Annotated in this window: 24 protein-coding genes; 11 read left to right on the top strand and 13 right to left on the bottom strand. The window is 62.9% G+C overall.

Annotation, left to right across the window (positions count from 1 at the left end; all coding sequences use genetic code 11):
- Window positions 1–157: 157 nt before the first annotated feature.
- The 3 genes from dapE (at window position 158) to DWF74_RS21765 (ending at window position 2584) form a co-directional block, all read left to right on the top strand.
- Window positions 158–1309 (top strand): succinyl-diaminopimelate desuccinylase, encoded by a 1152-nt coding sequence (dapE, locus tag DWF74_RS21775; protein WP_102861354.1) that lies wholly within the window; start codon window positions 158–160, stop codon window positions 1307–1309.
- Window positions 1309–2118: a putative RNA methyltransferase gene (locus DWF74_RS21770; protein ID WP_102861353.1), complete on the top strand. Its 810-nt coding sequence runs from the start codon at window positions 1309–1311 to the stop codon at window positions 2116–2118. The genes dapE and DWF74_RS21770 overlap by 1 nt, the downstream gene beginning before the upstream one ends.
- Window positions 2119–2206: 88 nt before the next feature.
- On the top strand, window positions 2207–2584 hold the full coding sequence (locus tag DWF74_RS21765) for a hypothetical protein (RefSeq protein WP_102861352.1): 378 nt from the start codon (window positions 2207–2209) through the stop codon (window positions 2582–2584).
- A 100-nt stretch (window positions 2585–2684) separates the two neighbouring features.
- On the opposite strand, the gene DWF74_RS21760 is transcribed toward DWF74_RS21765, so the two are convergent.
- Window positions 2685–2894 (bottom strand): cold-shock protein, encoded by a 210-nt coding sequence (locus tag DWF74_RS21760; protein ID WP_011059510.1) that lies wholly within the window; start codon window positions 2892–2894, stop codon window positions 2685–2687.
- 253 nt (window positions 2895–3147) lie between these two features.
- On the opposite strand from DWF74_RS21760, the gene plsB reads away from it, so the two are divergent.
- From plsB to DWF74_RS21745, 3 genes are read left to right on the top strand one after another with little or no spacing between them, the layout of a single operon-like run.
- Entirely contained in the window at window positions 3148–5652 is a 2505-nt protein-coding gene (gene plsB, locus DWF74_RS21755) for a glycerol-3-phosphate 1-O-acyltransferase PlsB (protein WP_102878541.1), read from the top strand.
- A 51-nt stretch (window positions 5653–5703) separates the two neighbouring features.
- Window positions 5704–6102: a YbaY family lipoprotein gene (locus tag DWF74_RS21750; RefSeq protein WP_102861350.1), complete on the top strand. Its 399-nt coding sequence runs from the start codon at window positions 5704–5706 to the stop codon at window positions 6100–6102.
- Between the two features lie 24 nt (window positions 6103–6126).
- Complete coding sequence (locus tag DWF74_RS21745; RefSeq protein ID WP_025127623.1) at window positions 6127–6816, top strand: DUF4197 domain-containing protein; 690 nt, start codon at window positions 6127–6129, stop codon at window positions 6814–6816.
- Between the two features lie 366 nt (window positions 6817–7182).
- Here DWF74_RS21745 and DWF74_RS21740 read toward each other — a convergent pair whose 3' ends face one another.
- Together DWF74_RS21740 and DWF74_RS21735 are read right to left on the bottom strand one after the other, a co-directional pair.
- On the bottom strand, window positions 7183–10239 hold the full coding sequence (locus tag DWF74_RS21740; RefSeq protein WP_110596471.1) for an efflux RND transporter permease subunit: 3057 nt from the start codon (window positions 10237–10239) through the stop codon (window positions 7183–7185).
- A 6-nt stretch (window positions 10240–10245) separates the two neighbouring features.
- The gene (locus DWF74_RS21735; RefSeq protein ID WP_102861348.1) at window positions 10246–11334 is read right to left on the bottom strand and encodes an efflux RND transporter periplasmic adaptor subunit; all 1089 of its coding nucleotides are present in this window, start codon (window positions 11332–11334) and stop codon (window positions 10246–10248) included.
- 94 nt (window positions 11335–11428) lie between these two features.
- Between DWF74_RS21735 and DWF74_RS21730 the strand changes: the two genes are divergently transcribed.
- Window positions 11429–12064 (top strand): TetR/AcrR family transcriptional regulator, encoded by a 636-nt coding sequence (locus DWF74_RS21730; RefSeq protein WP_102861347.1) that lies wholly within the window; start codon window positions 11429–11431, stop codon window positions 12062–12064.
- A gap of 147 nt (window positions 12065–12211) precedes the next feature.
- On the opposite strand, the gene DWF74_RS21725 is transcribed toward DWF74_RS21730, so the two are convergent.
- The gene (locus tag DWF74_RS21725) at window positions 12212–12994 is read right to left on the bottom strand and encodes a class I SAM-dependent methyltransferase (RefSeq protein WP_115581692.1); all 783 of its coding nucleotides are present in this window, start codon (window positions 12992–12994) and stop codon (window positions 12212–12214) included.
- A 93-nt stretch (window positions 12995–13087) separates the two neighbouring features.
- Here DWF74_RS21725 and DWF74_RS21720 point away from each other — a divergent pair, with 93 nt between their 5' ends.
- On the top strand, window positions 13088–13705 hold the full coding sequence (locus DWF74_RS21720; RefSeq protein WP_115581691.1) for an energy transducer TonB: 618 nt from the start codon (window positions 13088–13090) through the stop codon (window positions 13703–13705).
- 9 nt (window positions 13706–13714) lie between these two features.
- Here DWF74_RS21720 and DWF74_RS21715 read toward each other — a convergent pair whose 3' ends face one another.
- From DWF74_RS21715 to ppc, 7 genes are all read right to left on the bottom strand, one after another.
- Window positions 13715–14413 carry an extensin family protein gene (locus DWF74_RS21715; protein WP_102878534.1) on the bottom strand — a complete coding sequence of 233 codons (699 nt, stop codon included), beginning with the start codon at window positions 14411–14413 and terminating at the stop codon, window positions 13715–13717.
- 13 nt (window positions 14414–14426) lie between these two features.
- Window positions 14427–15257 (bottom strand): isocitrate lyase/PEP mutase family protein, encoded by an 831-nt coding sequence (locus tag DWF74_RS21710; RefSeq protein WP_115581690.1) that lies wholly within the window; start codon window positions 15255–15257, stop codon window positions 14427–14429.
- Between the two features lie 33 nt (window positions 15258–15290).
- Window positions 15291–16151 carry a DUF72 domain-containing protein gene (locus tag DWF74_RS21705; RefSeq protein WP_115582472.1) on the bottom strand — a complete coding sequence of 287 codons (861 nt, stop codon included), beginning with the start codon at window positions 16149–16151 and terminating at the stop codon, window positions 15291–15293.
- On the bottom strand, window positions 16148–16450 hold the full coding sequence (locus tag DWF74_RS21700) for a hypothetical protein (RefSeq protein ID WP_115581689.1): 303 nt from the start codon (window positions 16448–16450) through the stop codon (window positions 16148–16150). Before DWF74_RS21700 ends, DWF74_RS21705 begins: the two co-directional genes overlap by 4 nt.
- Window positions 16451–16636: 186 nt before the next feature.
- Complete coding sequence (gene tsaB, locus DWF74_RS21695) at window positions 16637–17311, bottom strand: tRNA (adenosine(37)-N6)-threonylcarbamoyltransferase complex dimerization subunit type 1 TsaB (protein WP_102878531.1); 675 nt, start codon at window positions 17309–17311, stop codon at window positions 16637–16639.
- 90 nt (window positions 17312–17401) lie between these two features.
- Complete coding sequence (gene adk, locus DWF74_RS21690) at window positions 17402–18049, bottom strand: adenylate kinase (RefSeq protein ID WP_102861340.1); 648 nt, start codon at window positions 18047–18049, stop codon at window positions 17402–17404.
- Window positions 18050–18338: 289 nt separating this feature from the next.
- Window positions 18339–20969 (bottom strand): phosphoenolpyruvate carboxylase, encoded by a 2631-nt coding sequence (gene ppc, locus DWF74_RS21685; RefSeq protein ID WP_115581688.1) that lies wholly within the window; start codon window positions 20967–20969, stop codon window positions 18339–18341.
- Window positions 20970–21174: 205 nt separating this feature from the next.
- Between ppc and DWF74_RS21680 the strand changes: the two genes are divergently transcribed.
- The 3 genes from DWF74_RS21680 to DWF74_RS21670 all read left to right on the top strand — a co-directional run bounded on the left by DWF74_RS21680 (window position 21175) and on the right by DWF74_RS21670 (window position 23056).
- Window positions 21175–21519 (top strand): hypothetical protein, encoded by a 345-nt coding sequence (locus tag DWF74_RS21680; protein ID WP_060837735.1) that lies wholly within the window; start codon window positions 21175–21177, stop codon window positions 21517–21519.
- A 284-nt stretch (window positions 21520–21803) separates the two neighbouring features.
- Entirely contained in the window at window positions 21804–22217 is a 414-nt protein-coding gene (locus tag DWF74_RS21675; RefSeq protein ID WP_016967758.1) for a DUF4398 domain-containing protein, read from the top strand.
- A gap of 50 nt (window positions 22218–22267) precedes the next feature.
- Window positions 22268–23056, top strand: a complete 789-nt coding sequence (locus DWF74_RS21670) for an OmpA family protein (RefSeq protein WP_102861338.1) — start codon at window positions 22268–22270, stop codon at window positions 23054–23056.
- A 112-nt stretch (window positions 23057–23168) separates the two neighbouring features.
- Here DWF74_RS21670 and DWF74_RS21665 read toward each other — a convergent pair whose 3' ends face one another.
- The gene (locus tag DWF74_RS21665) at window positions 23169–23495 is read right to left on the bottom strand and encodes a hypothetical protein (protein WP_016967760.1); all 327 of its coding nucleotides are present in this window, start codon (window positions 23493–23495) and stop codon (window positions 23169–23171) included.
- A complete protein-coding gene (locus tag DWF74_RS21660) occupies window positions 23492–24406 on the bottom strand; it encodes an alpha/beta hydrolase (RefSeq protein WP_115582471.1) in 915 nt (304 codons plus the stop codon). Before DWF74_RS21660 ends, DWF74_RS21665 begins: the two co-directional genes overlap by 4 nt.
- Window positions 24407–24455: the final 49 nt, after the last annotated feature.

Genomic DNA, 24455 nt, shown 5'->3' with positions numbered 1-24455 from the left:
CAGGCCGCCGTTTTGCTTTAAGATATCCGCCATTTTGCGCGCCCCGCCCAACCCTGTAGGCGCTGGCTGACCAGCGAACCACGCGACGCGGTGTAACCAGTAAACCGCCATCGCCGGCCAGCCGGCTCCTACACAATGCCTTGCACCGGAGTTCCCCATGACGGCCCCTGCCGAGCTTTCGCCGACCCTGCAACTTGCCTGTGATCTGATCCGTCGCCCCTCGGTGACGCCGATCGACGCCGACTGCCAGAAGCTGATGATGCAGCGCCTGGGGGATGCCGGCTTCAAGCTGGAACCGATGCGCATCGAGGACGTGGACAACTTCTGGGCCACCCATGGCCAGCATGAAGGCCCGGTGCTGTGCTTCGCCGGCCACACTGACGTGGTGCCCACCGGCCCGGTCCAGGCCTGGCAGAACGATCCGTTCGAAGCCCTGATCGATGAACACGGCATGCTGTGCGGCCGTGGCGCGGCGGACATGAAAGGCAGCCTGGCCGCCATGCTGGTGGCCGCCGAGCGCTTTGTCGCCGACTACCCGGACCACAAGGGCTCGGTAGCCTTCCTGATCACCAGCGACGAAGAAGGCCCGGCGCACCACGGCACCAAGGCGGTGGTGGAACGCCTGGCGGCACGCAAGGAGCGCCTGGACTGGTGCATCGTCGGTGAACCTTCGAGCACCAGCCTGGTGGGCGATGTGGTCAAGAACGGCCGCCGCGGCTCCCTCGGCGCCAAGCTCACGGTGCGTGGAGTGCAAGGCCACGTGGCCTACCCGCACCTGGCCAAGAACCCGATCCACCTGGCGGCTCCGGCCTTGGCGGAACTGGCGGCCGAACACTGGGACGACGGCAATGCCTTCTTCCCGCCCACCAGCTTCCAGATTTCCAACCTCAATTCCGGGACCGGCGCCACCAATGTGATCCCGGGGGATCTGGTGGCGGTGTTCAACTTCCGCTTCTCCACCGAATCCACCGTTGAAGGCCTGCAACAACGGGTTGCAGCGATCCTCGACAAGCACGGCCTGGACTGGCACGTGGACTGGGCCCTGTCCGGCCTGCCGTTCCTCACCGAACCCGGCGCCCTGCTGGACGCGGTCTCGGCCAGCATCAAGCAAGTCACAGGTCGCGAGACCCAGGCGTCCACCAGCGGCGGCACGTCCGACGGGCGCTTCATCGCCACCCTGGGCACCCAGGTGGTGGAATTGGGCCCGGTCAACGCCACCATCCACCAGGTCAACGAGCGGATCCTGGCCAGCGACCTGGATGTGCTGACCGAGATCTACTATCAGACTCTCGTCAAGTTGCTTGCCTGATGCTTGCCTGTCCTCTTTGCAACGCACCGCTGAACGCCGTGGACAACGGCGTGGTCTGCCCGGCCGGGCATCGCTTCGACCGTGCCCGCCAGGGCTACCTGAACCTGCTGCCGGTGCAGCACAAGAACAGCCGTGACCCGGGCGACAACCAGGCCATGGTCGAGGCCCGCCGCGACTTTCTCAACGCCGGGCACTACGCCCCGGTGGCCCGGCGCCTGGCAGAGCTGGCGGCAGAACGCACGCCCCAGCGCTGGGTCGACATCGGCTGTGGCGAGGGTTACTACACCGCGCAGTTGGCCGACGCCCTGCCCGACGCCGACGGCTACGCCCTGGATATTTCCCGGGAGGCCGTGAAACGCGCCTGTCGTCGCGCGCCGCAACTGACTTGGATGGTCGCCAGCATGGCGCGCATCCCGTTGGCCGATGCCAGCTGCCAGTTTCTCGCCAGCGTCTTCAGCCCCCTCGACTGGCAAGAGGCCAAGCGCCTGTTGAGCCCGGGTGGCGGCCTGATGAAAGTCGGCCCTACCAGCGGCCACCTGATGGAGCTGCGCGAACGCCTGTACGACGAAGTGCGTGAATACACCGACGACAAGCACCTGGCCCTGGTGCCGGAGGGCATGGCCCTGGCCCACAGCGAAACCCTGGAGTTCAGGCTGCGCCTGGAACGCCCGGAAGATCGCGCCAACCTGTTGGCCATGACGCCCCACGGCTGGCGCGCCAGCGCCGAACGCCGGGCCGCAGTGATCGAGCAGGCCGAGCCTTTCGAGGTCAGCGTGTCGATGCGCTACGATTACTTCGTGCTGCAATAACCCCCTACTTAACCCAACGACCGCGGGCATGGGCCCGGGGTCGAAGAAATCCGCGAATGGATTTTTCAGACCGGCAATGAGGACATCCATGCGCCAGCCCGATATCGAGATTTACCTGAAAGACGCCGACGTCGACTACAAGGCCATCGCCACCTGGCTCGGCGCCGTGCTCGGCCCGTGCAGCGACTGGGTGCAAAAGGGCCAGACCTACAAATGCACCGCAGGCTCAGTACCCGTGACCTGGCTGCCCAAGGCCGTGGGCAAGTGGAACAGCCTGTACCTGGAAAGCGACCAGACTCCGTGGGATGACGACATTGCTTGTGCCCGCGCCGCCTTTGCCGCGCTGAATGTGGAAGTGCGCTGCGCACCGGGCAGTTGGGTCGAGGAAGAAGGTGAAGAGACCGCCGATCGCTGGATTCGCATCAGCACCGACGGCGAAGAAGAGATTACCTGGCGCACTGCCTGAACAGCGCAATCCGGTAGGAGCCGGCTTGCCGGCGAAAAGGCTCCTGAGCCTTGCATCGTCAGCGCCTCCTTCGCTGGCAAGCCAGCTCCTGCTGGGTTGGTTACAGGCCGACGACGTCTTCGGCTTGCAGACCTTTCTGGCCTTCGACCACGGCATATTCCACCTGCTGGCCTTCGGTCAGCGAACGGTGGCCTTCGCCACGGATCGCTCGGTAATGGACAAACACGTCCGCCCCACCTTCACGCTGGATAAAGCCGTAGCCCTTGGCGTCGTTGAACCACTTCACGTTGCCGGTCTCACGAGTAGTCATGAATCCACACCTCATTTTTTTATTATTGGCTGGGCGCACTGCCACCCTGCCTTGAGAACTTTCCCTCGAGCTGCCTCTCTATGACTGGAGGCAATACGACCGCGGGAGAGTCGGCCGAGTATATGACAGGCGTAAAAACTCTCAACTCAATCTTGTTTGGGTGCTTTTTTGCCGATTTTCGGCGAATCCGGCACACTACCGGCCCCGAGCAGGTGCTCGGTTTTGATTTCTTATTCACTCACGCAGAAGCCGTATGACCCGCTCCCCGATCCGTCGTCTTGTGTTTGGCACCTTGCGCCGCCTGCTGTACCTCTGGGTGCGCTCGGAAACCATCAACCAGTCGTCCTTCACCCTCGACCTCGACCGCAGCCGGCCGGTGTTCTACGTCCTGCAAAACCCATCCCTGACTGACCTCGCCGTGGTCGATACCGAATGCACCAAGGCCGGCTTGCCACGCCCGGTACTGCCGGTGTCGGTGGGCAACCTGCTGGAGCCCGCGGCCTTCTTCTACCTGACCCCGGAACCCGACTGGCTCGGTCGCCAGGACAAACGCGGCGCACCGCCAACCCTGACCCGACTGGTCAGCGCCCTGACCCAGAACGCTGCCGAAGATGCGCAGATCATTCCGGTCAGCGTGTTCTGGGGCCAGTCCCCGGACAGCGAGTCCAGCCCCTGGAAGCTGCTGTTCGCCGACAGTTGGGCGGTCACCGGACGCCTGCGCCGGCTGCTGAGCATCATGATCCTGGGGCGCAAGACCCGGGTGCAGTTCTCCGCGCCGATCAACCTGCGGGAACTGATCGAGCACAACAAGGGTCACGAGCGCACCGTGCGCATGGCCCAGCGCATCCTGCGGGTGCACTTTCGCAACCTCAAGGCCGCGGTCATCGGCCCGGACATTTCCCACCGGCGCAACCTGGTCAAGGGCCTGCTCAACCAGCCCCTGGTGAAACAGGCGATCCTCGACGAGGCCGAGCGCGAGAAGATCTCCCCGGAAAAGGCCAAGGCCCAGGCCCTGCGCTACGGCAATGAGATCGCCTCGGACTACACCTACACTGCAATTCGCTTCCTGGAAGTGGTGCTGAGCTGGTTCTGGAACAAGATCTACGACGGGATCAAGGTCAACCACCTCGAAGGCGTACAGAAAATCGCCCAGGGTCACGAAGTGATCTACGTGCCCTGCCACCGCAGCCATATCGACTACCTGCTGCTGTCCTACCTGCTGTTTCGCAACGGCCTGACGCCGCCGCACATCGCCGCCGGGATCAACCTCAACATGCCGGTGATCGGCAGCCTGCTGCGCCGCGGCGGGGCCTTCTTCATGCGCCGCACCTTCAAGGGCAACCCGCTGTATACCTCGGTGTTCAACGAGTACCTGCACACCCTGTTCACCAAGGGTTTCCCGGTGGAGTACTTCGTCGAAGGCGGGCGCTCGCGCACCGGGCGCATGCTGCAGCCCAAGACCGGGATGCTGGCCATCACCCTGCGCAGCTTCCTGCGTTCCTCACGCATGCCCATCGTCTTCGTGCCGGTGTACATCGGCTACGAGCGGGTCCTGGAAGGCCGCACCTACCTGGGCGAACTGCGCGGCGCGAGCAAGAAGAAGGAGTCGATCTTCGACATCTTCAAAGTCATCGGCGCCCTCAAACAGCGCTTTGGCCAGGTGGCGGTGAACTTCGGCGAACCGATCAAACTGGCGGAATTCCTCGACCAGGAACAACCGGACTGGCGCACCCAGGAGCTGGGCCCGCAATACCGCCCGGCCTGGCTCAACGAAACCACCAACCGCCTGGGCGAGCGAGTGGCCCAGCACCTCAATGAAGCCGCGGCGATCAACCCGGTGAACCTGGTGGCCCTGGCCCTGCTGTCCACCAGCCGCCTGGCCCTGGACGACCGAGCCATGGCCCGAGTCCTGGACCTGTACCTGGCGCTGTTGCGCCGCGTGCCCTACTCGCCCCACACCACCTTGCCGGAAGGCGACGGCCAGGCGCTGATCCAGCACGTCAAGGACATGAACCTGCTGGCCGAGCAGAACGACGCCCTGGGCAAGATCCTCTACCTGGACGAGCAGAACGCCGTCCTCATGACCTACTACCGCAACAACGTGCTGCACATCTTCGCCCTGCCGGCACTGCTGGCGAGCTTCTTCCAGAGTTCGTCGCGCATGAGCCGCGAACAGATCCTGCGCTACACCCGCGCGCTGTATCCCTACCTGCAGTCGGAGCTGTTCATTCGCTGGTCCCTGGAAGAACTGGACGGCGTGGTGGATCAATGGCTGGAGGCCTTCGTCGAACAGGGCCTGCTGCGCTTCGAGAAAGACCTGTACCTGCGCCCGGCGCCCAGCTCGCGGCATTTTGTCCTGCTGACCCTGCTGTCCAAGAGCATCGCCCAGACCCTGCAGCGCTTCTACATGGCCATTTCCCTGTTGCTCAACAGCGGCCAGAACAGTATCAGCGCCGAAGAACTGGAAGACCTGTGCACGGTCATGGCCCAGCGCCTGTCGATCCTGCATGGCCTCAATGCCCCGGAGTTCTTCGACAAGAGCCTGTTCCGCCACTTCATCCAGACCCTGCTGGATCAAGGCGTGCTGCGCCGCGACGAAGCCGGCAAGCTGAGCTACCACCCACTGCTGGGGGAACTGGCCGAGGGCGCAGCCAAACGGGTGCTGCCGGCGGAGATTCGCCTGTCGATCCGCCAGGTCGCCCTGCACCGCAGCGAAGATGCCGCCGACCAGCTCGCGGCACCGGCGCAAAGCGACTAGATTCTTATCGGCGCCGCAGAACCTGCGGCGCCCTCGATACGGAGATCCGTCATGAAAAAACTCACCCTGCTGGCAGCCACTGCGCTGCTTGGAGCCTGCCAGGCCATGCAACCCGCAGCCAAGGCCAGCCTCGACGGCGAAGTCTTCTATCTGCAACGCATCGCCCTGCCGCCTGCCGCCACCTTGAGCGTGAGCCTGCAGGACGTCTCCCTGGCGGACGCTCCGGCGGTGGTCCTGGCCGAGCAGAGTGGCCCGGTCAAAGGCCAGGTGCCGCTGCCCTTCCACCTCAGCTACGACCCGGCCCAGGTCAAGCCCGGCCACCGCTACGCGGTCAGTGCGCGGATCGAACTGGACGGCAAGCTGATGTTCATCACCACCGAACACAACGGGGTCAACCTCGACGGCAAAGATCCCCAGCCGTTGAAACTCCGTGTCGACGCTGTACGTTAATTTTCATTGCCCAAGGAAGCCGCCATGCTCCGTACCTCGCTCCGTTTCACCAGCCTGTGCGCTGGCCTGCTGATCTCCGCCAGTGCCCTGGCCCTGTCCCTGAGCGACCTGTCCCAGGGTGACGCCAGCGGTGGTCTCAAGGACGCCCTGACCCAAGGCGCACAGATCGCCGTCAAACAGCTGGGAACACCCGGCGGGTTCAGCAACAACCCTGATGTGCGTATCGAACTGCCGGGCAACCTCGGCAAAGTCGCGAAGAAAATGAAACAGTTCGGCATGGGTGATCAGGTCGATCAGCTGGAAACCAGCATGAACAAGGCCGCTGAGGCCGCCGTGCCGCAAGCGCAGGCACTGCTGGTGGACGCGGTGAAGAAGATGACCGTGGCCGACGCCAAGGGCATTCTCGCCGGTGGCAAGGACTCCGCCACCCAGTATCTGGACAAGAGCAGCCGCGAACAGATCCGCGCCAAGTTCCTGCCTATCGTCAAGCAAGCCACCGATCAGGTCGGCCTGGCCAAACAGTACAACTCCTTCGCCGGCCAGGCCGCGACCCTGGGTGTGCTGGATGCCAAGAGCGCCAACATCGAAAGCTACGTGACCGAGCAAGCCCTCAATGGCCTGTTCGAAATGATCGGCAAGCAGGAAGAAACCATTCGCCAGAACCCGGCCGCTGCGGCCACCAGCCTGGCCAAGAAGGTCTTCGGCACCCTCTGATCCGCCCTACGGCCTTGCCCACTGTTTAGCGGGCAAGGCCGCGAATGTCGGCGAAAGTACAGCAGGTTGCCCTGACGGTGCAGGTCCCATTGACTCTTGGGCAAGCCCCGCAGCTCCTACTGAAGGCAGACTCCCTGGCTAGGGGGCAGCCCCCGGATGAAATGCCAGAGCTGGCGGTCCGGCCATGGCGCCCCCTGCGGCCTGCTGTCCATTGACGACCTTGCGCTCCAGGCCTGCTCCCCCTAAGTCCCAGGCAACAGATGTTCGAAGAGCACGCTACCCAATTGCTGGAAAACCTGCACTGCGGAAAAACCAGGCCGGGTAATCTCTACCCGGCCCAGGTTGATGCCTTGCGAGTTGCCCGGATCAGTCCTTCCTGACCCGGAACCAGGCCGCATACAGCGCTGGCAGAAACAGCAGGGTCAAGACCGTGGCAATAATCAGGCCGCCCATGATGGCCACCGCCATCGGCCCGAAGAACACACTGCGCGACAGCGGAATCATCGCCAGTACCGCTGCCAGGGCAGTCAGCACGATGGGACGGAAACGCCGCACAGTGGCTTCGATGATCGCATCCCAGGGACGCAGGCCAGCCTTGATGTCCTGTTCGATCTGGTCCACCAGGATCACCGAGTTGCGCATGATCATCCCGGACAGGGCAATGGTGCCGAGCATGGCCACAAAGCCGAAGGGCTGGCGGAACACCAGTAGGAACAGGGTGACCCCGATCAGCCCCAGGGGCGCGGTGAGGAACACCATGGCGGTGCGCGAAAAACTGCGCAGCTGAATCATCAGCAAGGTCAGCACTACCACGATGAACAGCGGCACGCCGGCCTTCACCGAGTTCTGGCCACGGGCCGAATCCTCGACAGTGCCGCCCACCTCCAGCAAGAAGCCGTCCGGCAGTTCGGCACGGATCGGCTCCAGGGTCGGCAGAATCTGCTGCACCAACGTCGCCGGTTGTTCCTTGCCGTAGATATCGGCACGCACAGTGACGTTGGGCAGGCGATTGCGGTGCCAGATCACCCCTTCCTCGAAGCCGTACTCCAGGGTCGCGACCTGGGACAGCGACACGCTCTGGCCGTTGTCGGTGGGCACTGCCAGGCTTGGCAGCAAGGCCAGCTCAGTGCGCTCCTGCTGGGTTCCGCGCAGGAGAATCTCGATCAGTTCGTTGTCCTCACGGTACTGGCTGACGGTGGAACCGATCAGCGAGCTCTGCAGGAACTTCGACAGGTTGGCGGTGCTGACACCCAGCGCCCGAGCCCGGTCCTGATCGATATTCAGGTAGACCACCTTGCTCGGCTCCTCCCAGTCCAGGTGAACGTTGACCACATGGGGGTTCTCCCGCACCTTGGCCGCCACCTTGCGCGCCAGGGCGCGAACCTCCTCGATGTGCTCGCCTGTGACCCGGAACTGCACCGGGTAACCCACTGGCGGACCGTTCTCCAGGCGCGTGACCCGAGAGCGCAAGGCCGGGAACTGTTCATTGAGGGTCGCGATCAGCCAACTGCGCAGGCTCTCCCGCTCCTCGATGGTCTTGGCCAGCACCACGAACTGGGCAAAGCTGGTGGCCGGCAGTTGCTGGTCCAGCGGCAGATAGAAACGCGGCGAACCGGTCCCCACGTAAGCCACGTAGTTGTCGATGCCTGGGTGGTCCTTGAGCATCGCCTCCAGGCGCTTGACCTCATCGGCGGTGTTGCTCAGGGAAGCACCTTCGGCCAGTTTCAGGTCGACCATCAATTCCAGGCGGCCCGAGGCCGGGAAGAACTGCTGCGGGACAAAACGGAACAGCATCACCGAACCGACGAACGCCAGGATGGTCAGGACGATCACGGTCTTGCGCCGCTCCACGCACCAGCCCACCACCCGGCGCACGCGCTGGTAGAAAGGCGTGCCGTGGGGATTGGACTCGGCGCCGTGCTTGGCGGCGTGGATCTTGGCCAGGTCCGGCAGGAGCTTTTCCCCCAGGTAGGGAACGAAGACCACGGCGGCAATCCACGACGCCACCAGGGCAATGGTCACCACCTGGAAGATCGAGCGGGTGTACTCGCCGGTGCCGGACTGGGCCGTGGCAATCGGCAAAAAGCCCGCTGCGGTAATCAGGGTGCCGGTGAGCATGGGAAAGGCGGTACTGGTCCAGGCAAAGCTGGCGGCCTTGATCCGGTCGAACCCCTGCTCCATCTTGATCGCCATCATCTCCACCGCAATGATCGCGTCATCCACCAACAGCCCCAACGCCAGCACCAGCGCGCCCAGGGAAATCTTGTGCAGGCCTATCCCCAGGTAGTACATGGTGGCGAACGTGATCGCCAGCACCAAGGGAATCGCCAGGGCCACCACCATGCCGGTGCGCACACCCAGGGAGAAGAAACTCACCAGCAGGACAATGATCAGGGCCTCGGCCAGCACCCGGACAAACTCGCCGACCCCGGTTTTCACCGCCGCCGGCTGATCGGACACCTTGCGCAACTCCATCCCCGCCGGCAGGCTTTTCTGCAGGCGGGAGAACTCGCCTTCCAGGGCCTTGCCCAACACCAGGATGTCGCCGCCGTCCTTCATCGCCACGGCCAGGCCGATGGCGTCTTCCCCCATGAAACGCATGCGCGGTGCCGGTGGATCATTGAAGCCGCGACGCACATCCGCCACATCACCGATGCGGAAGGTGCGATCGGCGACCCGGATCGGGAAATTGCGGATCTGCTCCACCGTCTGGAAGTTGCCGGATACCCGCAATTGCACCCGCTCGCTGGGGGTCTCGAAGAACCCCGCAGTGGACACCGCGTTCTGCTCCTCCAGCGCCTTTTGCACCGCTGCCAGGGGCAGGCCCAGGGTTGCCAGCTTGACGTTGGATAGCTCGATCCAGATCTTTTCGTCCTGCAGGCCCAGCAGATCGACCTTGCCCACGTCCTTGACCCGCTGCAGCTGGATCTGGATACGGTCGGCATAGTCCTTGAGCACGGCGTAGTCGAAGCCCTGCCCTGTCAGCGCATAGATATTGCCGAAGGTCGTACCGAATTCATCGTTGAAGAAGGGTCCCTGGATGCCCGGCGGCAGGGACTGGCGAATGTCACTGATCTTCTTGCGAACCTGATACCAGAGTTCGGGAATCTCGTTGGAGTGCATCGAATCCCGGGCAATGAAGGTCACCTGGGATTCCCCGGGGCGGGAGAAGGAAACGATGCGATCGTACTCGCCGGTTTCCATGAGTTTCTTTTCAATGCGCTCGGTGACCTGGCGCGACACTTCCTGGGCCGTGGCCCCCGGCCAGTTGGTGCGGATCACCATGGCCTTGAAGGTGAAAGGCGGGTCTTCGCTCTGGCCCAACTTGGTGTAGGACAGCGCACCGACAATGGCCAGCAACAACATCAGGAACAGGACGATCTGGCGATTGCGCAACGCCCATGCAGAAAGGTTGAAACCCATCGGGGACTACTCCTTGACCGCCAGATTGACCACACGGTTGGAGCGATCCACCGGGCGCACCTGCAAACCCTCATGGAGCACATGCACCCCGGCTGCCACCACCCAATCGCTGGCGCTCAAACCTTCGAGCACCGGCACTGTCTTCTCACCGAAGGCACCGACCCGTACCGGCGTCTTGTGCAAGGTGTTGTTGGCATCGACTCGCCAAACGTAGGTCGCGCCCCCTTCGGCAGTCAGCGCCGACAACGGCACCGACAGCGACAGCGCATCAGCGCTCTGGATGAACACCCTGGCGCTCTGGCCCAACTCCGCCGGAACCTCGCCGGCACTGAAGGCAATGCGTGCGGCAAAGGTCCGGGACTTGGGATCAGCAGCCGGGGACAGCTCGCGGATGCGCCCGTCGAAACGTTGGCCCGGCTGGGTCCAGAGTTCCACCGAGACTGGCTGGCCGACCTTGAAGCGACCGTAGTTCTGCTCGGGGAAGCTGATCAGCACCTCACGCTCACCGTCAGTGGCCAGGGTAAAGACCGTCTGCCCGGCCGCCACCACTTGCCCCACTTCCACTGCGCGCTTGGCTACCACGCCATCCTGCGGGGCACGCAGCACGGCATAACCGGCCTGGTTGTTGGCCACGTCGAACTCGGCCTTGATCTGCTTCAGGCGTGCTTCACCAGCACGGTAGAGGTTTTCGGCGTTGTCGTATTGGGAATGGCTGACCATCTGCCGCTCCAGCAGGGTCTTGTAGCGATCACGCTCGGCGCGCACCAGATTGAGGTTGGCAGTGGCCGCCGTGACCTGGGCCCGAGTGGCCTCCAGTTGCAGGCGAACATCCTGGGGATCGAGTTCGGCCAGGGGCTGATTGGCCTTGACCCGCTCGCCCTCTTCCACCAGTCGTCGACTGACCTTGCCACCGATACGAAACGCCAGGTCGGGTTCGTAGCGGGCTCGCACCTCGCCCGGATAACTGTCCGAAACCCGCGCCGAAGGCTCTGGCTGGACCACCATGGCCGGTCGGACGCCAATTTGAACGGGCTCTTCGTGCCCACAAGCAGACAGAAAAAAAGCCAGGCTGACTGGCAAGGCATAGCGGAACATGGCGGCGACCTTTCGCTAATGGTGCTTGGAATAATTATACTGGCCGGTATGTTATTAATAGCAAACTCACCAGTCCAGTATTAACAGCGAAAAAATGTCCGACAATCACTCCGCAAACGTTGGGCCAGGCAGGCCCAAGGATCTGGCCAAGCGCCAGGCCATTCTCGAAGCAGCGAAAAACCTGTTTCTGAGCAATGGCTACGCCAGTACCAGCATGGATGCGGTCGCCGCCGAAGCCGGCGTTTCAAAACTCACGGTCTATAGCCATTTCAACGACAAAGAGACCCTGTTCACCGCCGCCGTGGTGGCCAAGTGCGAAGAGCAGCTGCCCACGCTGATCTACGAACTGACGCCCGACACACCGGTGCGAGGCGTCCTGTTGAACATCGCACGAGGCTTTCATCAGCTGATCAACAGCGACGAGTCGGTGAACCTGCATCGCTTGATCATGGCCCTGGGCAATCAGGATCCCAAGCTCTCGCAAATGTTCATTGAGGCCGGCCCCGAACGCGTACTGCAGGGTATGGAACGGCTGCTGGGGCGAATCAATCAGTTGGGCACCTTGCACATCGACAAGCCGCGCAATGCCGCCGAGCATTTCTTCTGCATGCTCAAGGGCGGGGCGAACTTCCGCCTGCTCTATGGTTGCGGCGAGCCCTTGAGAGGCCCCGCTGCGGAAGAGCACGTGCAAGAAGTGGTGGATCTGTTCATGCGCGCCTACCGGCCATAGAAACCGGCATGTGCGGGAGCAGGCTGGTGTAGGAGCTGGCTTGCCAGCGAAGAGGCTTGAGATCGCCTTCGCCGGCAAGCCGGCTCCTCCAACCAGGAGCCCGCCCCTGAAACCGCTTTTGCCAGCAAGCCGGCGCCTACATCGGGTTCAGGCCTTGAGGGCCTTCTTCGGGTAGATATCGTAGCGACTGGATTTGCCTTCCAGTCCATGGCTTGGCTTCGGCCCTTCAATGCACGGTGCCTTGCGCGGGCGCTTGACCACCACTCGATGGCTGGCCAGGGCCAGGGCTGCGGCCAGCAGTGCCGGAGCGTCATTGTCGTCCCCCACCAACGGCCGGAACAGACGCATTTCCTTTTTCACCAAGGCGCTTTTCTCCCGATGGGGAAACATCGGATCGAGGTAGATCACCTGAGGCGGCTCGCCCTCCCAGTTGCGCATCAGCTCGATAGAGTTGCCCTTGAGCAAGCGCATGCGGGCAACGATAGGCGCCACCTCGGCGTCCAGCGCCCCCCGGGCCAACCCGTCCTCCAGCAGCGCACCAATCAATGGCTGGCGCTCGATCAGACTCATCTCACAGCCGAGGGTAGCCAGGACAAACCCGTCCTTGCCCAAGCCTGCCGTGGCATCCAGCACCCGTGGCCGCACGCCCTGAGCAACGCCCACCGCCTTGGCAATCATCTGCCCGCTGCCACCACCGTACAGCCGCCGGTGGGCCGCTCCGCCTTCAACAAAGTCCACCCGCACCGGTCCTGGTGCATCGGCGCCCAGTTGCTGCAATTGCAGCCCCTGCTCACCCACCTGCAGGGCAAACTCGGCCTCGTCGATCTGCAACGGCAGTCCCAGGCGTTGTGCCCATTGCTGAGCCTGCGGCGCGAATCCAGCGTCCAGGGCCTCGACTTTGATGCGGCAGGCCGCGGGTTGCTCATTCATCTGAAAACACACTCAAAAAATTAATGATCGGCAAAAACTGCCGATAACAGAACTATCGGCCATTTTGCCAGAGCTCAGCGTCGACCGAGAGCAATGTCAGACATTCAACGCACATCGATAGGTTATATCTCTCGCCACGGCGACTATGGCCTACGCAACTCCCAGGCACTGAGCGGCGTCAGCCATCTGTGGCAGGACTTCTTTGCCCAGGCCCTGGCCGAGCAACAGGGAGAAGGCACGAGCGTTGACGGGCTGCCCGCCGTGGCCATCGATGGTCCCGTGGAACCGGTTGGCGGCACCGATGTACTGACGCAGATCGTCAACCAGCGCCATTGCGATATTCAGGACACCGAGATTCGTCCCCCTGAACCGCTGTTCCTGCCGATCGCCGAATTCGAAATGGAACTGCTGGACAAGCCGGCTCCGCCCTTCCCGCCGGAAGAAATCGTTGCCCAGCAACGTCAGCAGGACTTTGAGAGTGGCTGGGTCCGCCCGATCGTGCTCAATGCCGGTCTGCCGCTGCCGGCCCCCGGCCCGGCGCCGGAACCACGTCCGCTGCACCTGCCCATCGCCGAATTCGAACTGGACCTGCTGGATAAACCGGCCGAACCGTTCCCGCCGCAGGAGCTTATCGAGCAACAGCGGCAGATGGACTTCGACATCGGCTGGGCACGTCCACTGATTCTGCAGAACCTGCGCATCGCCGCCTGAGCCGGCTCCTCAGCGACATATCCACCAAGGCCCTACATCCAGATGAAAATGGTTGCGATGGGCGCTGTTATAATCCGGCCCCAGCACCACATTGAATGCATCGCAGGCACCGTCCCGGGCCAGCCGCAAAAAACGTCCCGCATCGCTGTCCTTCGGCCAATCCTTGAGCACACTGATGCTGCGCCCGTCCGCCAGTCGAAAACCGGCAATGTCCAGGGCGTTGGCACTGGCGTGCTGACTGCGAGCACCATTCTCACGACTGTACATGTTGCGGCAGGCAAAACTGCCCAGATGATCGACCCGCGCCACGCGCTGCCCATACACCGCCTGTGCCGCGGGCTGCAGCCCGTGGCGCTCATAAAGGGCAAAGGCCACCGCCAGTGGGCAACTGGCAAGGAAGCTGCTGCTCAAGGCGACATCACCACCTTGCACGCGCAAGGTATTGCTCAATGGGCAGGCCACATCACCACGACTGTCGGGCTGGCGACTGGTGCGCAGGCCAGAGCGGCCAAGCACCTCGTCGCACAGCTGCGGATCGTCCCGCAGCCGCGCCAGCTTGAAGCGGGTCAACAGATTCGGCTTGGCCCTTACATCCAGCGGCGCCCAAGGGTTCCAGGCATCCGCCAGCGGCACCCAGCCCAGGCGTATACCGATCAACAACAAGGCGCCCAGCAACAACAGGACGCCCAGAATTCTCACCACCCGCACAGAATGTCCCGCTTTATGGCTGTCTGAACAATTGATTGATCTGCCGAAACGGCATCGCACGATCGGCAAAATCAAAGCGACCATGCTCGCGGATATCCTCCGCAGCCCGGTAGAAAGCACCGTAGGCGGCCCGGGCCAGGGCCGAACCGACACTGATGCGCTTGACCCCCAGCTCCGCCAGTTGCGCCACGCTCAGGTTGAGGCCACCAGACATCAGCACGTTCACCGGCTTGGGCGCCACAGCCCGTACCACCTGCACAATCTCCTCGGCGCTGCGCAGGGCCGGAGCATAGAGTACATCGGCACCGGCTTCGGCAAAGGCCTGCAAGCGGCGAATGGTGTCCGGCAGATCATCACGACCGTGGAGCAGATTCTCCGCCCGGGCAGTCAGGATGAAGGGGAATGGCAAGCTGCGCACGGCGGCAGCACAAGCCTCGATACGCTCCACCGCCAGGTTGAAGTCATAGATAGGGTCGTCGGCGCGACCGCTGGCGTCCTCGATCGAGCCTCCAACCACCCCACTGGCTGCCGCCAACAACAGGGCTTGGGCGCAACCTTCAGGACTGTCGGAAAAACCGTTTTCCAAGTCCACCGCCACCGGCAGGCTGCTGGCACCGACTATGACCCGCACATTGTCCAGGGTGTCTTCCAGGCTGACGGCGCCCTCGGCATCCGGACGCCCCAGGGAGAAGGCATAACCGGCGCTGGTGGTGGCCAGGGCCTCGAACCCGAGACCGGCCAGCATCTTCGCGGAACCGGCATCCCAGGGGTTGGGTATGACAAAGGCGCCGGCACGTTCATGCAGGGCCTTGAAGGCATTGGCTCGAAGGGTTTGCGCGTCCATTTGCTCGCTCCAGAAGAAGGCAATGAAGACGCCTCAGAGCAAGCCGAGCTGCTCCGCGGCGGGCTCTCTGTATAACTCAGGCAACGCGGGCAAGCCAGGCAAACGTTGCATCAGCTGGCCATGAAAACGGCGAGCCAGTTCAGCGGCCAGTCGGTTGTCCGAGGTATGCAGGAAGACATAAGGGGTACGCCCCTCTTCGATCCAGCCGGCGACCTTGTCGATCCAGGGCACGAGAAATGGATCGTTGGCCTCAAGCTCCGGATGACCGATGAAGCGCACTTGCGGAAACTGGGTGAACGCCGCAGGTCGCGGCGGCACCTTGGGCTTTTTCGACTGGGCGTGCAGCACCGCGGGAGCAGTGGACGTGCAACTGAACAAGGCCCGTGGATCAAGGCAGATACGCTCGACGCCACGCTCACGCAACAGTCGGTTGAGCATGCGCTCCGCATCGCCTTTGGCAAAGAACTCCGGATGCCGGACCTCCACCGCCAGCGGCCGCTCCAGGCCCTCGATAAAGCCCGCCAATTCCACCAGACGCTGCGGGGCGAAGCTGGCCGGCAATTGCAGCCACAGGGGCGACACACGTTCCCCCAGGGGGCTGAGCAACTGGATAAAGGTCTGGGCAGCGCTCAGTTGTTCGCGCAGGTCACCACCGTGGCTGATGTCACCGGGAAACTTGGCGGTGAAACGAAAGTGCTCGGGCATGATCTGGGCCCAGCGCTGCACAGTGCCGGGCGCGGGCCGTGCATAGAAGGTGGTGTTGCCTTCAACGGCATTGAAGACCTGGGAGTACAGGCCAAGGAAATCAGTGGGTCGCGCATCCTCCGGGTACAGGTACTCACGCCAGGCGTTTTCGCTCCAGGAAGGACAACCCAGGAAATAAGGCAGCATCAGATGTACAGGTCGAGCCCCACCACTTCCAGATCCCAATCGACAAACCCGGCGGTGGTCAGGTAGCTGGCCAGGGCATTGGCCACGCTCTTTTTCATCGCGCGCTGAAAGATCATGTCCTGAGGACGGGCGGGGAGATTACCGGTGCGGGGGGCAGATGCCTGGGAACGGCTTTGAGTCGAAGGTTCGGACTGGACTTCAATGGCGTCGTCATCGTCCAGAGACTCGTCTACCAGCGCCAGGCCTTTACGAGGCTTGCGCTTGATGGGGTAGGACTGAGAGGAGATGCCGTCTATGCGCATACTGAAAAGCCCGGGGTCAATGATGGCAATTTAGCGGCACCGCTTCGACTTAGCAAATGCCCAAGTGATAACTAGAACACAGAAAAGCCAAAAGGTTTAAACCCGAGCAGAATCGACTCCGAAAACCAGACGATTGGCCGGTTTACACCGAAAAAATCTGAACCCCCGCAAACACTTGGACAACCCTCAACGGGCTTTGGGCGTGGCCACCTTGTCGCGCAGATAGACCGGTTGTGCGTCGTCGGCAACTATCGCTTCGCCCCGCTCCCAGGCAAATTTCGCCAGGGTCAGCAGGTCTTCGGCGTGGGGCAGCATGCCCGCGTCCTGACCACTGAGAGGGACCGCGATGCGCTCGCCATAACCCCAGCCGGTGCCCGCGCCGAACCAGTCGCCGCTGGCCCCTTCCGGCAAGGCCGCGACTTCCGGCGGCAGCACCGCTTCGGCGCCCACCAGACGCATCTCGCCAGCCGTTTCCCGGTAGCAGCCCCAATAGACTTCATCCATGCGCGCATCGATGGCCGAGGCCACCTGGGTCGCACCGTGCTCACGCAAGGCGCGCTGGGCCAGCACCGCCAGGTTGGACACCGGCAGCACCGGACGCTCCAGGGCGAAGGCCAGCCCCTGCACCACGCCAATGGCGATCCGCACGCCGGTGAAAGCGCCGGGGCCACGGCCAAAGGCAATCGCATCCACCGCCTGCAAGGTAGTGCCGGCATTGGCCAGCAGCTCCTGGATCATCGGCAACAGCTTCTGCGCATGCAGGCGGGGAATCACCTCGTAATGGCTCGTAACCTTGCCGTCATGCAGCAAAGCAACGGAGCAAGCTTCAGTCGCGGTGTCCAGGGCCAGCAAGGTGCTCATCGGGGGTTCCATTGGCATTGAAAAAAGTGACGCATTATAAACAGCAACGGCCCGCAAGCGGGCCGTTGAACGATCAAACGATCAGGCAACTCAGCTCAGGGCTTCGAGCACCTTGGCGGTGATCACTTCCACCGAACCCACGCCAGGGATATGGCTGTACTTCGGTTTGCCTTGAGCCGCGGCCAGTTGCTGGTAGAACTCCACCAGCGGCTTGGTCTGGGAGTGATAGACCGACAGGCGATGACGCACGGTTTCTTCGGTGTCGTCCTTGCGCTGCACCAGGTCTTCACCGGTGATGTCGTCCTTGCCGGCAATCTTCGGCGGGTTGTAAACGGTGTGGTAGACCCGGCCCGAAGCTTCGTGCACCCGGCGGCCGGCAATACGCTGGACGATCTCTTCGTCGTCAACAGCGATTTCTACTACGTTGTCCAGCTCAACACCGGCTTTGACCAACGCTTCGGCCTGAGGAATGGTGCGCGGGAAGCCGTCGAACAGGAAGCCATTAACGCAGTCGGCCTGGCTGATGCGTTCCTTGACCAGGTTGATGATCAGGTCATCGGACACCAGGCCACCGCTGTCCATCACGCTCTTGGCCTTCAGGCCCAGCTCAGTGCCGGCCTTGACCGCAGCACGCAGCATGTCGCCGGTGGAGATCTGTGGAATGCCGAACTTTTCGGTGATGAACTTTGCCTGAGTACCTTTACCGGCCCCGGGAGCTCCCAGCAGAATTACGCGCATCGATGTGCTCCTCAATTTTTTATTTAGAAACGCTCGGATTCGCCTCGTGGGGCCAATCTCAAAAATAGGATAGTGGCCGCCCAAACGGCCAAAGGCTGATCAAGATACACAGCCGACACAGCGCACACAAGCAGTCGAAAGTCGGAGGAACCCGGCCCTTTTGTGCCCCATCGGCACGGTAGAACAAGTCGCAACCCCATAACAAAGTGTCGCCAGATGAATCTGAGCGACACCTTGGGATTGTCCCGATCAGGGCCGTGCCAAAGCAGGCCGACAGCCCTCTGCAACCTCAGCCGGTATTGCGCAAACCGGCGGCGATACCCGCTACGGAGACCAGCAGCGCCTGTTCCAGGGGGCTTCCTTGCGGCGCCTCCTGTTTGCGCGAGCGCGCCAGCAACTCCGCCTGCAACAGATGCAGCGGGTCGAGGTAGGTATTGCGCAGGCGGATGAACTCCAGGGTGTCGGGGCTGTGGGCCAGCAGTTGCGACTGCCCGGTCAGGCCCAGGACCACCGCGCAGGCCTGCGACAATAGGTCGCGTAAATGCGCACCCAATGGCAGCAGTTCCGCTTCCACCAGGCGCTCGTCATAAGAACGGGCAATATCGGCATCGGCCTTGGCCAGGACCATCTCCAGCATGTCGATGCGAGTGCGGAAAAACGGCCATTGCTCACGCATCTGCCCCAGCAACTCACCCTCGCCTCGGGCCAGCGCCTTGCTCAAGGCCGCTTCCCAACCGAGCCACGCCGGCAGCATCAGGCGGGTCTGAGTCCAGCCGAAGATCCATGGGATAGCCCGCAGGCTTTCAATCCCACCCGCCCGGCGCTTGGCCGGCCGACTGCCCAGGGGCAGGCGTCCCAGCTCCTGCTCCGGGGTGGACTGGCGGAAGTACTCGACAAACTGCGGGTTGTCCCGCACCACCGCGCGATAGGCCTGGACCCCGTCGCTGGCCAGCTCGTCCATCAGATGACGCCAGGCTGGCTCCGGAGGCGGCGGCGGCAGCAAGGTGGCTTCCAGTACCGCAGCCAGATAGAGGTTGAGGTTCTGCTCGGCAATATCCGGCAGGCCGAATTTGAAACGGATCATTTCCCCCTGCTCGGTGGTGCGGAAGCGCCCCGCCACCGACCCCGGAGGCTGCGACAGAATCGCCGCGTGGGCCGGACCGCCGCCGCGACCCACAGTACCGCCGCGACCATGGAACAACAGCAGCTCCACCTGTTGCTCACGGCAGATATCCACCAGCCGTTCCTGCGCCCGATATTGCGCCCAGGCCGCAGCAGTGGTCCCGGCATCCTTGGCCGAGTCGGAATAACCGATCATCACTTCCTGAGGCCCTTGCAGGCGTGAGCGATAGCCCGGCATGTGCAGCAGTTTTTCCATCACCGGCCCGGCGTTGTCCAGGTCCGCCAGGGTTTCGAACAACGGCACCACACGCATCGGCCGCAGCACCCCAGACTCCTTGAGCAGCAACTGCACCGCCAGTACATCGGAGGCCGCGCCCGCCATGGAAATCACGTAGGAACCCAAGGAAGCCGCCGGGGCGACGGCGATCTCGCGACAGGTAGCAAGCACCTCCGCCGTGTCAGCCGAGGGTTTGAAATAACCCGGCAGCAAGGGACGGCGACTGCTCAGCTCGCGCATCAGGAAGCTGATGCGATCTTCCTCGCTCCAGTCCTCATAGCGGCCCAGGCCCAGATAGTCGGTGATCTCGGTCATGGCCGAGGTGTGCCGACTGGAGTCCTGACGCACATCGAGACGCACCAGGAACAGGCCGAACGTCACCGCCCGCCGCAAGCAATCGAGCAATGGGCCATCGGCGATCACCCCCATCCCGCATTCATGCAGCGACTGGTAGCACAGCTGCAGCGGCTCCAGCAGGTCGCGGTTGTTCTGCAATACCTCGGCCCCCGCCGGCACCGGAGCGCCAAGCGCCGCGTGCGCCCAGTTACGGGTGGCCCGCAGACGCTCGCGCAATTGCTTGAGCAACGCCCGATACGGCTCGGCACTGTCCCCGGCCCTGGCCAGCAAGGCCGCATTGGCCTGTTGCATGGACAGTTCGGCGGCCAGGTGATCGACGTCCCGCAAGTACAGGTCGGCAGCCATCCAGCGCGCCAGCAACAGTACCTCCCGGGTCACGCTGGCAGTGACATTGGGGTTGCCGTCCCGGTCGCCGCCCATCCACGAAGCGAAGCGGATCGGTGCCGATTCCAACGGCAGGTGCAGCCCGGTAGCCTCGAACAATGCCTTGTCGGCCTTGCGCAGGTAGTTGGGAATGGCCTGCCACAAGGAGTGCTCGATCACCGCGAAACCCCATTTGGCCTCATCCACCGGCGTCGGCCGAGTACGGCGGATTTCCTCGGTGTGCCAGGCTTCGGCAATCAAGCGCTGCAGGCGTTCCTGGATCTGCCCGCGCTCGGCGCTGGTGAAATCGCGATGGTCCTGGGCCGCCAGTTGCCCGGCGATGGCATCGTATTTCTGAATCAGGGTGCGGCGCGCCACTTCGGTGGGGTGAGCGGTGAGCACCAGCTCGATCTCCAGGCGCCCCAACTGCCGGGCCAGAGCATCGGCAGAATGCCCTGCAGCCCGCAGCCGGGCCAGCAGCTCCGGTAGTACCCGGGCCTCGAATGGCGCCGGCTGCGACTCGTCGCGGCGGTGGATCAACTGATACTGCTCGGCAATGTTCGCCAGGTTGAGGAACTGGTTGAAGGCCCTGGCCACCGGAAGCAGTTCGTCCTCGCTCAACTGGTCGAGGCTGGCACTCAATTCGACCCCGGGCGAGCCCCGTCGATCGGCCTTGGCGCCCTTGCGAATCTGCTCGATCTTGTCGAGGAAAGCCTCCCCGTACTGATCACGGATGGTATTGCCCAACAGTTCTCCCAAGAGGTGAACGTCTTCGCGCAAGCGCGCATCAATATCGGTCATCGAGGTGTTCTCCAGCAGACTCAAGGCGGCACGGAAGGCTCAAGAGTGCCGCTTGCACGCCTGCCTTAGCAAGCGTGCAACCTCACCCCGGGCCAACCCTGGCCGATGGGACTAGTCTCAAGGGTAGGCCGCACAAGGGCCACGCACCGGCTCCGGCCGGTTACTCAACCCAACCTGCCACAAGCAGGCGTTCATCGAGGTCAACATGAAAATCCGTGAACTGGCACAACATTGGGAAGAAAACGCCAAGGGGCGCCTGAGCAAAACCGCCTACAGGATTCACCTGGACGTGGAAGCCGCCGCCCGCCTGGCCGCCCTCTCCGAGATGTACCCCAAACGCCAGACCGAGGAACTGCTCGGCGAACTGATCGGCGCCGCCCTGGAAGAGCTGGAAGCCAGCTTCCCCTACATTCAGGGTCGGCAGGTGGTGGCCACCGACGAGGAAGGCGATCCGCTCTACGAGGATATCGGTCCGACCCCGCGTTTCCTGGCCCTGTCACGCCAGCATCTGCAGCTCATGGCCAGCCAGTCCGACAAGCCCAAACACTGAGTCGGCGCCCTCTCCAACTCCCGTTGAACTTCATCGTCCCCGGCCCTGAACAGGGCCGGGGATACCCCGCTGCACGGCAAAAGTTCCCGATTTAGAGCCTTGTCCGAGTCGTCAGTTTTTTTCCGGCCAATCGCCATCTTTCTCTGAACTATTCAAAAAAGCCTCGGGTCACACCCAGTAGCCATCACTGGAACGGCCGTTTCAAATTTTGCCATCAGCGCCCGTCACTCAGCGTCACGGCGCCAGGACCGGGATGGATATTGATGTTTTTCAGGAGTTACCCAATGGAGTTGAAGACCATGAAGATCAGCACTGCCAAATCCTCGTTCACCTCTCTGCGCGGGCTGAAACTGGCCGCGCTGGCCCTCGGTAGCAGCATGGTACTGGCCGGTTGTGCCGGTAACCCGCCTTCCGAGCAGTACGCGGTCACGCAATCTGCGGTCAACAGCGCAGTGAGCGCAGGCGGCACCGAATTCGCCGCCGTGGAAATGAAGTCGGCCCAGGACAAGCTCAAGCAAGCCGAGATTGCCATGCACGACAAGAAGTACGACGAAGCCCGTCGCCTGGCTGAACAAGCCGAGTGGGATGCCCGTGTCGCCGAACGCAAGGCCCAGGCCGCCAAAGCCGAACAGGCGCTGAAAGATTCGCAGAAAGGCGTTCAGGAACTGCGTCAGGAAGGTATGCGCAGCGTGCAGTAAGCCGCCGCCGATTCCCACGTACTCGTATTTGATTGAAAGGACGAACCATTATGCGCAAACAAGTGATGATCCCTGCCCTGTTGGCCATGAGCGTAGCCCTGGCGGCCTGCTCCACCCCGCCTAACGCCAACCTGGAAAACGCCCGGACCAACTTCTCCGGCCTGCAAGCCAACCCGCAGGCAAGCAAGGTCGCGGCCCTGGAAACCAAGGACGCCGCCGACTGGATGGACAAGGCCGACAAGGCCTACCTGAACAAGGAAGACGAGAAGAAGGTCGATCAACTGGCCTATCTGACCAACCAGCGGGTTGAAGTGGCCAAGGAAACCATTGCCCTGCGCACCGCCGAAGCCAAGCTCAAGGACGCCGGCGACCAGCGTGCCCGCGCCATCCTCGAAGCCCGTGACGCGCAGATCAAGCAACTGCAGGACAGCCTCAACGCCAAGCAGACCGATCGCGGCACCCTGGTGACCTTTGGTGACGTGCTGTTCGCCACCAACAAGTCCGACCTGAAGTCCAGCGGCCTGGTGAACATCAACAAGCTGGCGCAATTCCTCCAGCAGAACCCGGACCGCAAGGTGATCGTCGAAGGCTACACCGACAGCACCGGCAGCGACTCCTACAACCAGTCCCTGTCCGAGCGCCGTGCCGGCTCGGTGCAGATGGCCCTGATCCGCATGGGCGTCGATCCGGCGCGTATCGTCAGCCAGGGTTACGGCAAGGAGTATCCGGTGGCCGATAACGGCAGCGTTTCCGGTCGTGCCATGAACCGTCGTGTGGAAGTGACCATTTCCAACGACAACCAGCCGGTAGCGCCACGTTCGGCCATCAGCCGCAACTGATGGAGCGCCCTGCTTATATAGGCAGGTAAAACCAAACGCCGCCGACCTCTTCAGGTCGGCGGCGTTTTTTTATGCGGTTATCCAGATGGGAACCGGCTGGCCGGCAAACCGATCACTGCTGCAGTTGCGGCGTCTCTTGCCCCATGCAGCGCACGGCCTGCTTCTTCTTGTTCACCAGGACCCCGGTCAAGCCCTTCTGCTGAGTGTCGAACAACACCAGCACGCCATCGATGCACTGGGCCACTTCATCGGCCGGTTGCAGGGAGATCTTGTAGTCCTCGCCGGGCACGGTCTTGAGCATGGTGAAGTCGCTGAGCAGCAGCGCGTCCTCCGGTTTGGCGAAGTGCAGGTAGCCGTAGTACCACAGGCTGCCCACGGTAACGATGATGCTGCAGATACCGGTGATGATCATGGGAATGGCGTTGCGTTCTTCACTCATTGCGGACTCTCTGGAGGTTCAACTGCTGAATTCGGCGTCGCCGGGTAGTTGGGGATTTCCCCCAGGCGGCGCAACCCGTCGAAATGCTGCGGATCGTCGAGGTAGCGCAGCATCACGCGGCGCCAGGTCGGATCGGCAAAGGTTTGCACATGGCCGCCGCGGGTCAGTTGCAGGACCCGCGGCGGCGGCGCAGCTTGATACACCCGGATGCCGTTGGAAAGAGGCACGATCGGATCATCGATGCTGTGGTAGATGAGTTTCGGCACCCCGGTCAGGCGCGGCAGCAGGTGAACCGCGCTGTCGGCGTCTGGCACCAGCCACGACAAAGGCACCTGCAAGGGCCAGGTCAGCCAGGACGTGCTCAGGGCATAACGCCCGACATCGCGATAACTGGCCGGCACGCCGTCGAGGACGATGGCCTTGAGTTGGGCCTGACGCTCGGGGTGCTCCACCAGATAATGAATGGCCAGGGCACCGCCAAGGCTTTGTCCGAGGACGATCAAGGGTTTGCCTTGAACCTCCGGGGCCTGGTCCAGCCACTTGAACGCGGCATCGACGTCCTGGTAGATCGCCGGCAGGCTCGGCGCACCTTCGGACAAGCCATAGCCGCGATAGTCCACCAGCAGCACCTGATAGCCCTGCTCCGGCAACCACCAACTGCCCCCCAGGTGCCAGGCCAGGTTGCCGCCGTTGCCGTGCAGGTGCAGCACCGTGCCCTTGACGGTCACCCCCGGTTTGGCCGGCAGCCACCAGCCGTGCAGCTTGAGGCCGTCGGCGGTGGTCAGGGTAATGTCACGGTATTCGAGCTTGGCCCGTTCGGGGGTAAAGGGCAGCCCGGGCTCGGGATAGAACAGCAACGAGCTGCAGCCGGTGAGGCACAGCAGCAACGTCAGGGCGGCCAACAAACGCATCATCGGCCCATCCGTGTATCTATGAATACGTCCATGTGCGCCCCCGGAA

Origin of the sequence: Pseudomonas protegens, from assembly GCF_003363755.1 — a bacterium.
GTDB lineage: Bacteria > Pseudomonadota > Gammaproteobacteria > Pseudomonadales > Pseudomonadaceae > Aquipseudomonas > Aquipseudomonas danubii.
Note: the sequence above shows the minus strand (reverse complement) of the source record. Positions and strands in the feature narration are given on the sequence as shown.

Bases quoted from the DNA above. Each gene is read 5' to 3' on its own strand.
- DWF74_RS21745 (WP_025127623.1), top strand. From the start codon at position 6,127: ATGCTCCGTACCTCGCTCCGTTTCACCAGCCTGTGCGCTGGCCTGCTG.
- DWF74_RS21760 (WP_011059510.1), bottom strand. From the start codon at position 2,894: ATGACTACTCGTGAGACCGGCAACGTGAAGTGGTTCAACGACGCCAAG.
- DWF74_RS21765 (WP_102861352.1), top strand. From the start codon at position 2,207: ATGCGCCAGCCCGATATCGAGATTTACCTGAAAGACGCCGACGTCGAC.
- DWF74_RS21675 (WP_016967758.1), top strand. From the start codon at position 21,804: ATGGAGTTGAAGACCATGAAGATCAGCACTGCCAAATCCTCGTTCACC.
- DWF74_RS21750 (WP_102861350.1), top strand. From the start codon at position 5,704: ATGAAAAAACTCACCCTGCTGGCAGCCACTGCGCTGCTTGGAGCCTGC.
- DWF74_RS21680 (WP_060837735.1), top strand. From the start codon at position 21,175: ATGAAAATCCGTGAACTGGCACAACATTGGGAAGAAAACGCCAAGGGG.
- DWF74_RS21725 (WP_115581692.1), bottom strand. From the start codon at position 12,994: ATGAATGAGCAACCCGCGGCCTGCCGCATCAAAGTCGAGGCCCTGGAC.
- DWF74_RS21720 (WP_115581691.1), top strand. From the start codon at position 13,088: ATGTCAGACATTCAACGCACATCGATAGGTTATATCTCTCGCCACGGC.
- tsaB (WP_102878531.1), bottom strand. From the start codon at position 17,311: ATGAGCACCTTGCTGGCCCTGGACACCGCGACTGAAGCTTGCTCCGTT.
- DWF74_RS21740 (WP_110596471.1), bottom strand. From the start codon at position 10,239: ATGGGTTTCAACCTTTCTGCATGGGCGTTGCGCAATCGCCAGATCGTC.
- plsB (WP_102878541.1), top strand. From the start codon at position 3,148: ATGACCCGCTCCCCGATCCGTCGTCTTGTGTTTGGCACCTTGCGCCGC.
- DWF74_RS21665 (WP_016967760.1), bottom strand. From the start codon at position 23,495: ATGAGTGAAGAACGCAACGCCATTCCCATGATCATCACCGGTATCTGC.
- ppc (WP_115581688.1), bottom strand. From the start codon at position 20,969: ATGACCGATATTGATGCGCGCTTGCGCGAAGACGTTCACCTCTTGGGA.
- DWF74_RS21700 (WP_115581689.1), bottom strand. From the start codon at position 16,450: ATGCGCATAGACGGCATCTCCTCTCAGTCCTACCCCATCAAGCGCAAG.
- DWF74_RS21660 (WP_115582471.1), bottom strand. From the start codon at position 24,406: ATGCGTTTGTTGGCCGCCCTGACGTTGCTGCTGTGCCTCACCGGCTGC.
- DWF74_RS21670 (WP_102861338.1), top strand. From the start codon at position 22,268: ATGCGCAAACAAGTGATGATCCCTGCCCTGTTGGCCATGAGCGTAGCC.
- DWF74_RS21770 (WP_102861353.1), top strand. From the start codon at position 1,309: ATGCTTGCCTGTCCTCTTTGCAACGCACCGCTGAACGCCGTGGACAAC.
- DWF74_RS21730 (WP_102861347.1), top strand. From the start codon at position 11,429: ATGTCCGACAATCACTCCGCAAACGTTGGGCCAGGCAGGCCCAAGGAT.
- DWF74_RS21710 (WP_115581690.1), bottom strand. From the start codon at position 15,257: ATGGACGCGCAAACCCTTCGAGCCAATGCCTTCAAGGCCCTGCATGAA.
- dapE (WP_102861354.1), top strand. From the start codon at position 158: ATGACGGCCCCTGCCGAGCTTTCGCCGACCCTGCAACTTGCCTGTGAT.
- DWF74_RS21735 (WP_102861348.1), bottom strand. From the start codon at position 11,334: ATGTTCCGCTATGCCTTGCCAGTCAGCCTGGCTTTTTTTCTGTCTGCT.
- adk (WP_102861340.1), bottom strand. From the start codon at position 18,049: ATGCGCGTAATTCTGCTGGGAGCTCCCGGGGCCGGTAAAGGTACTCAG.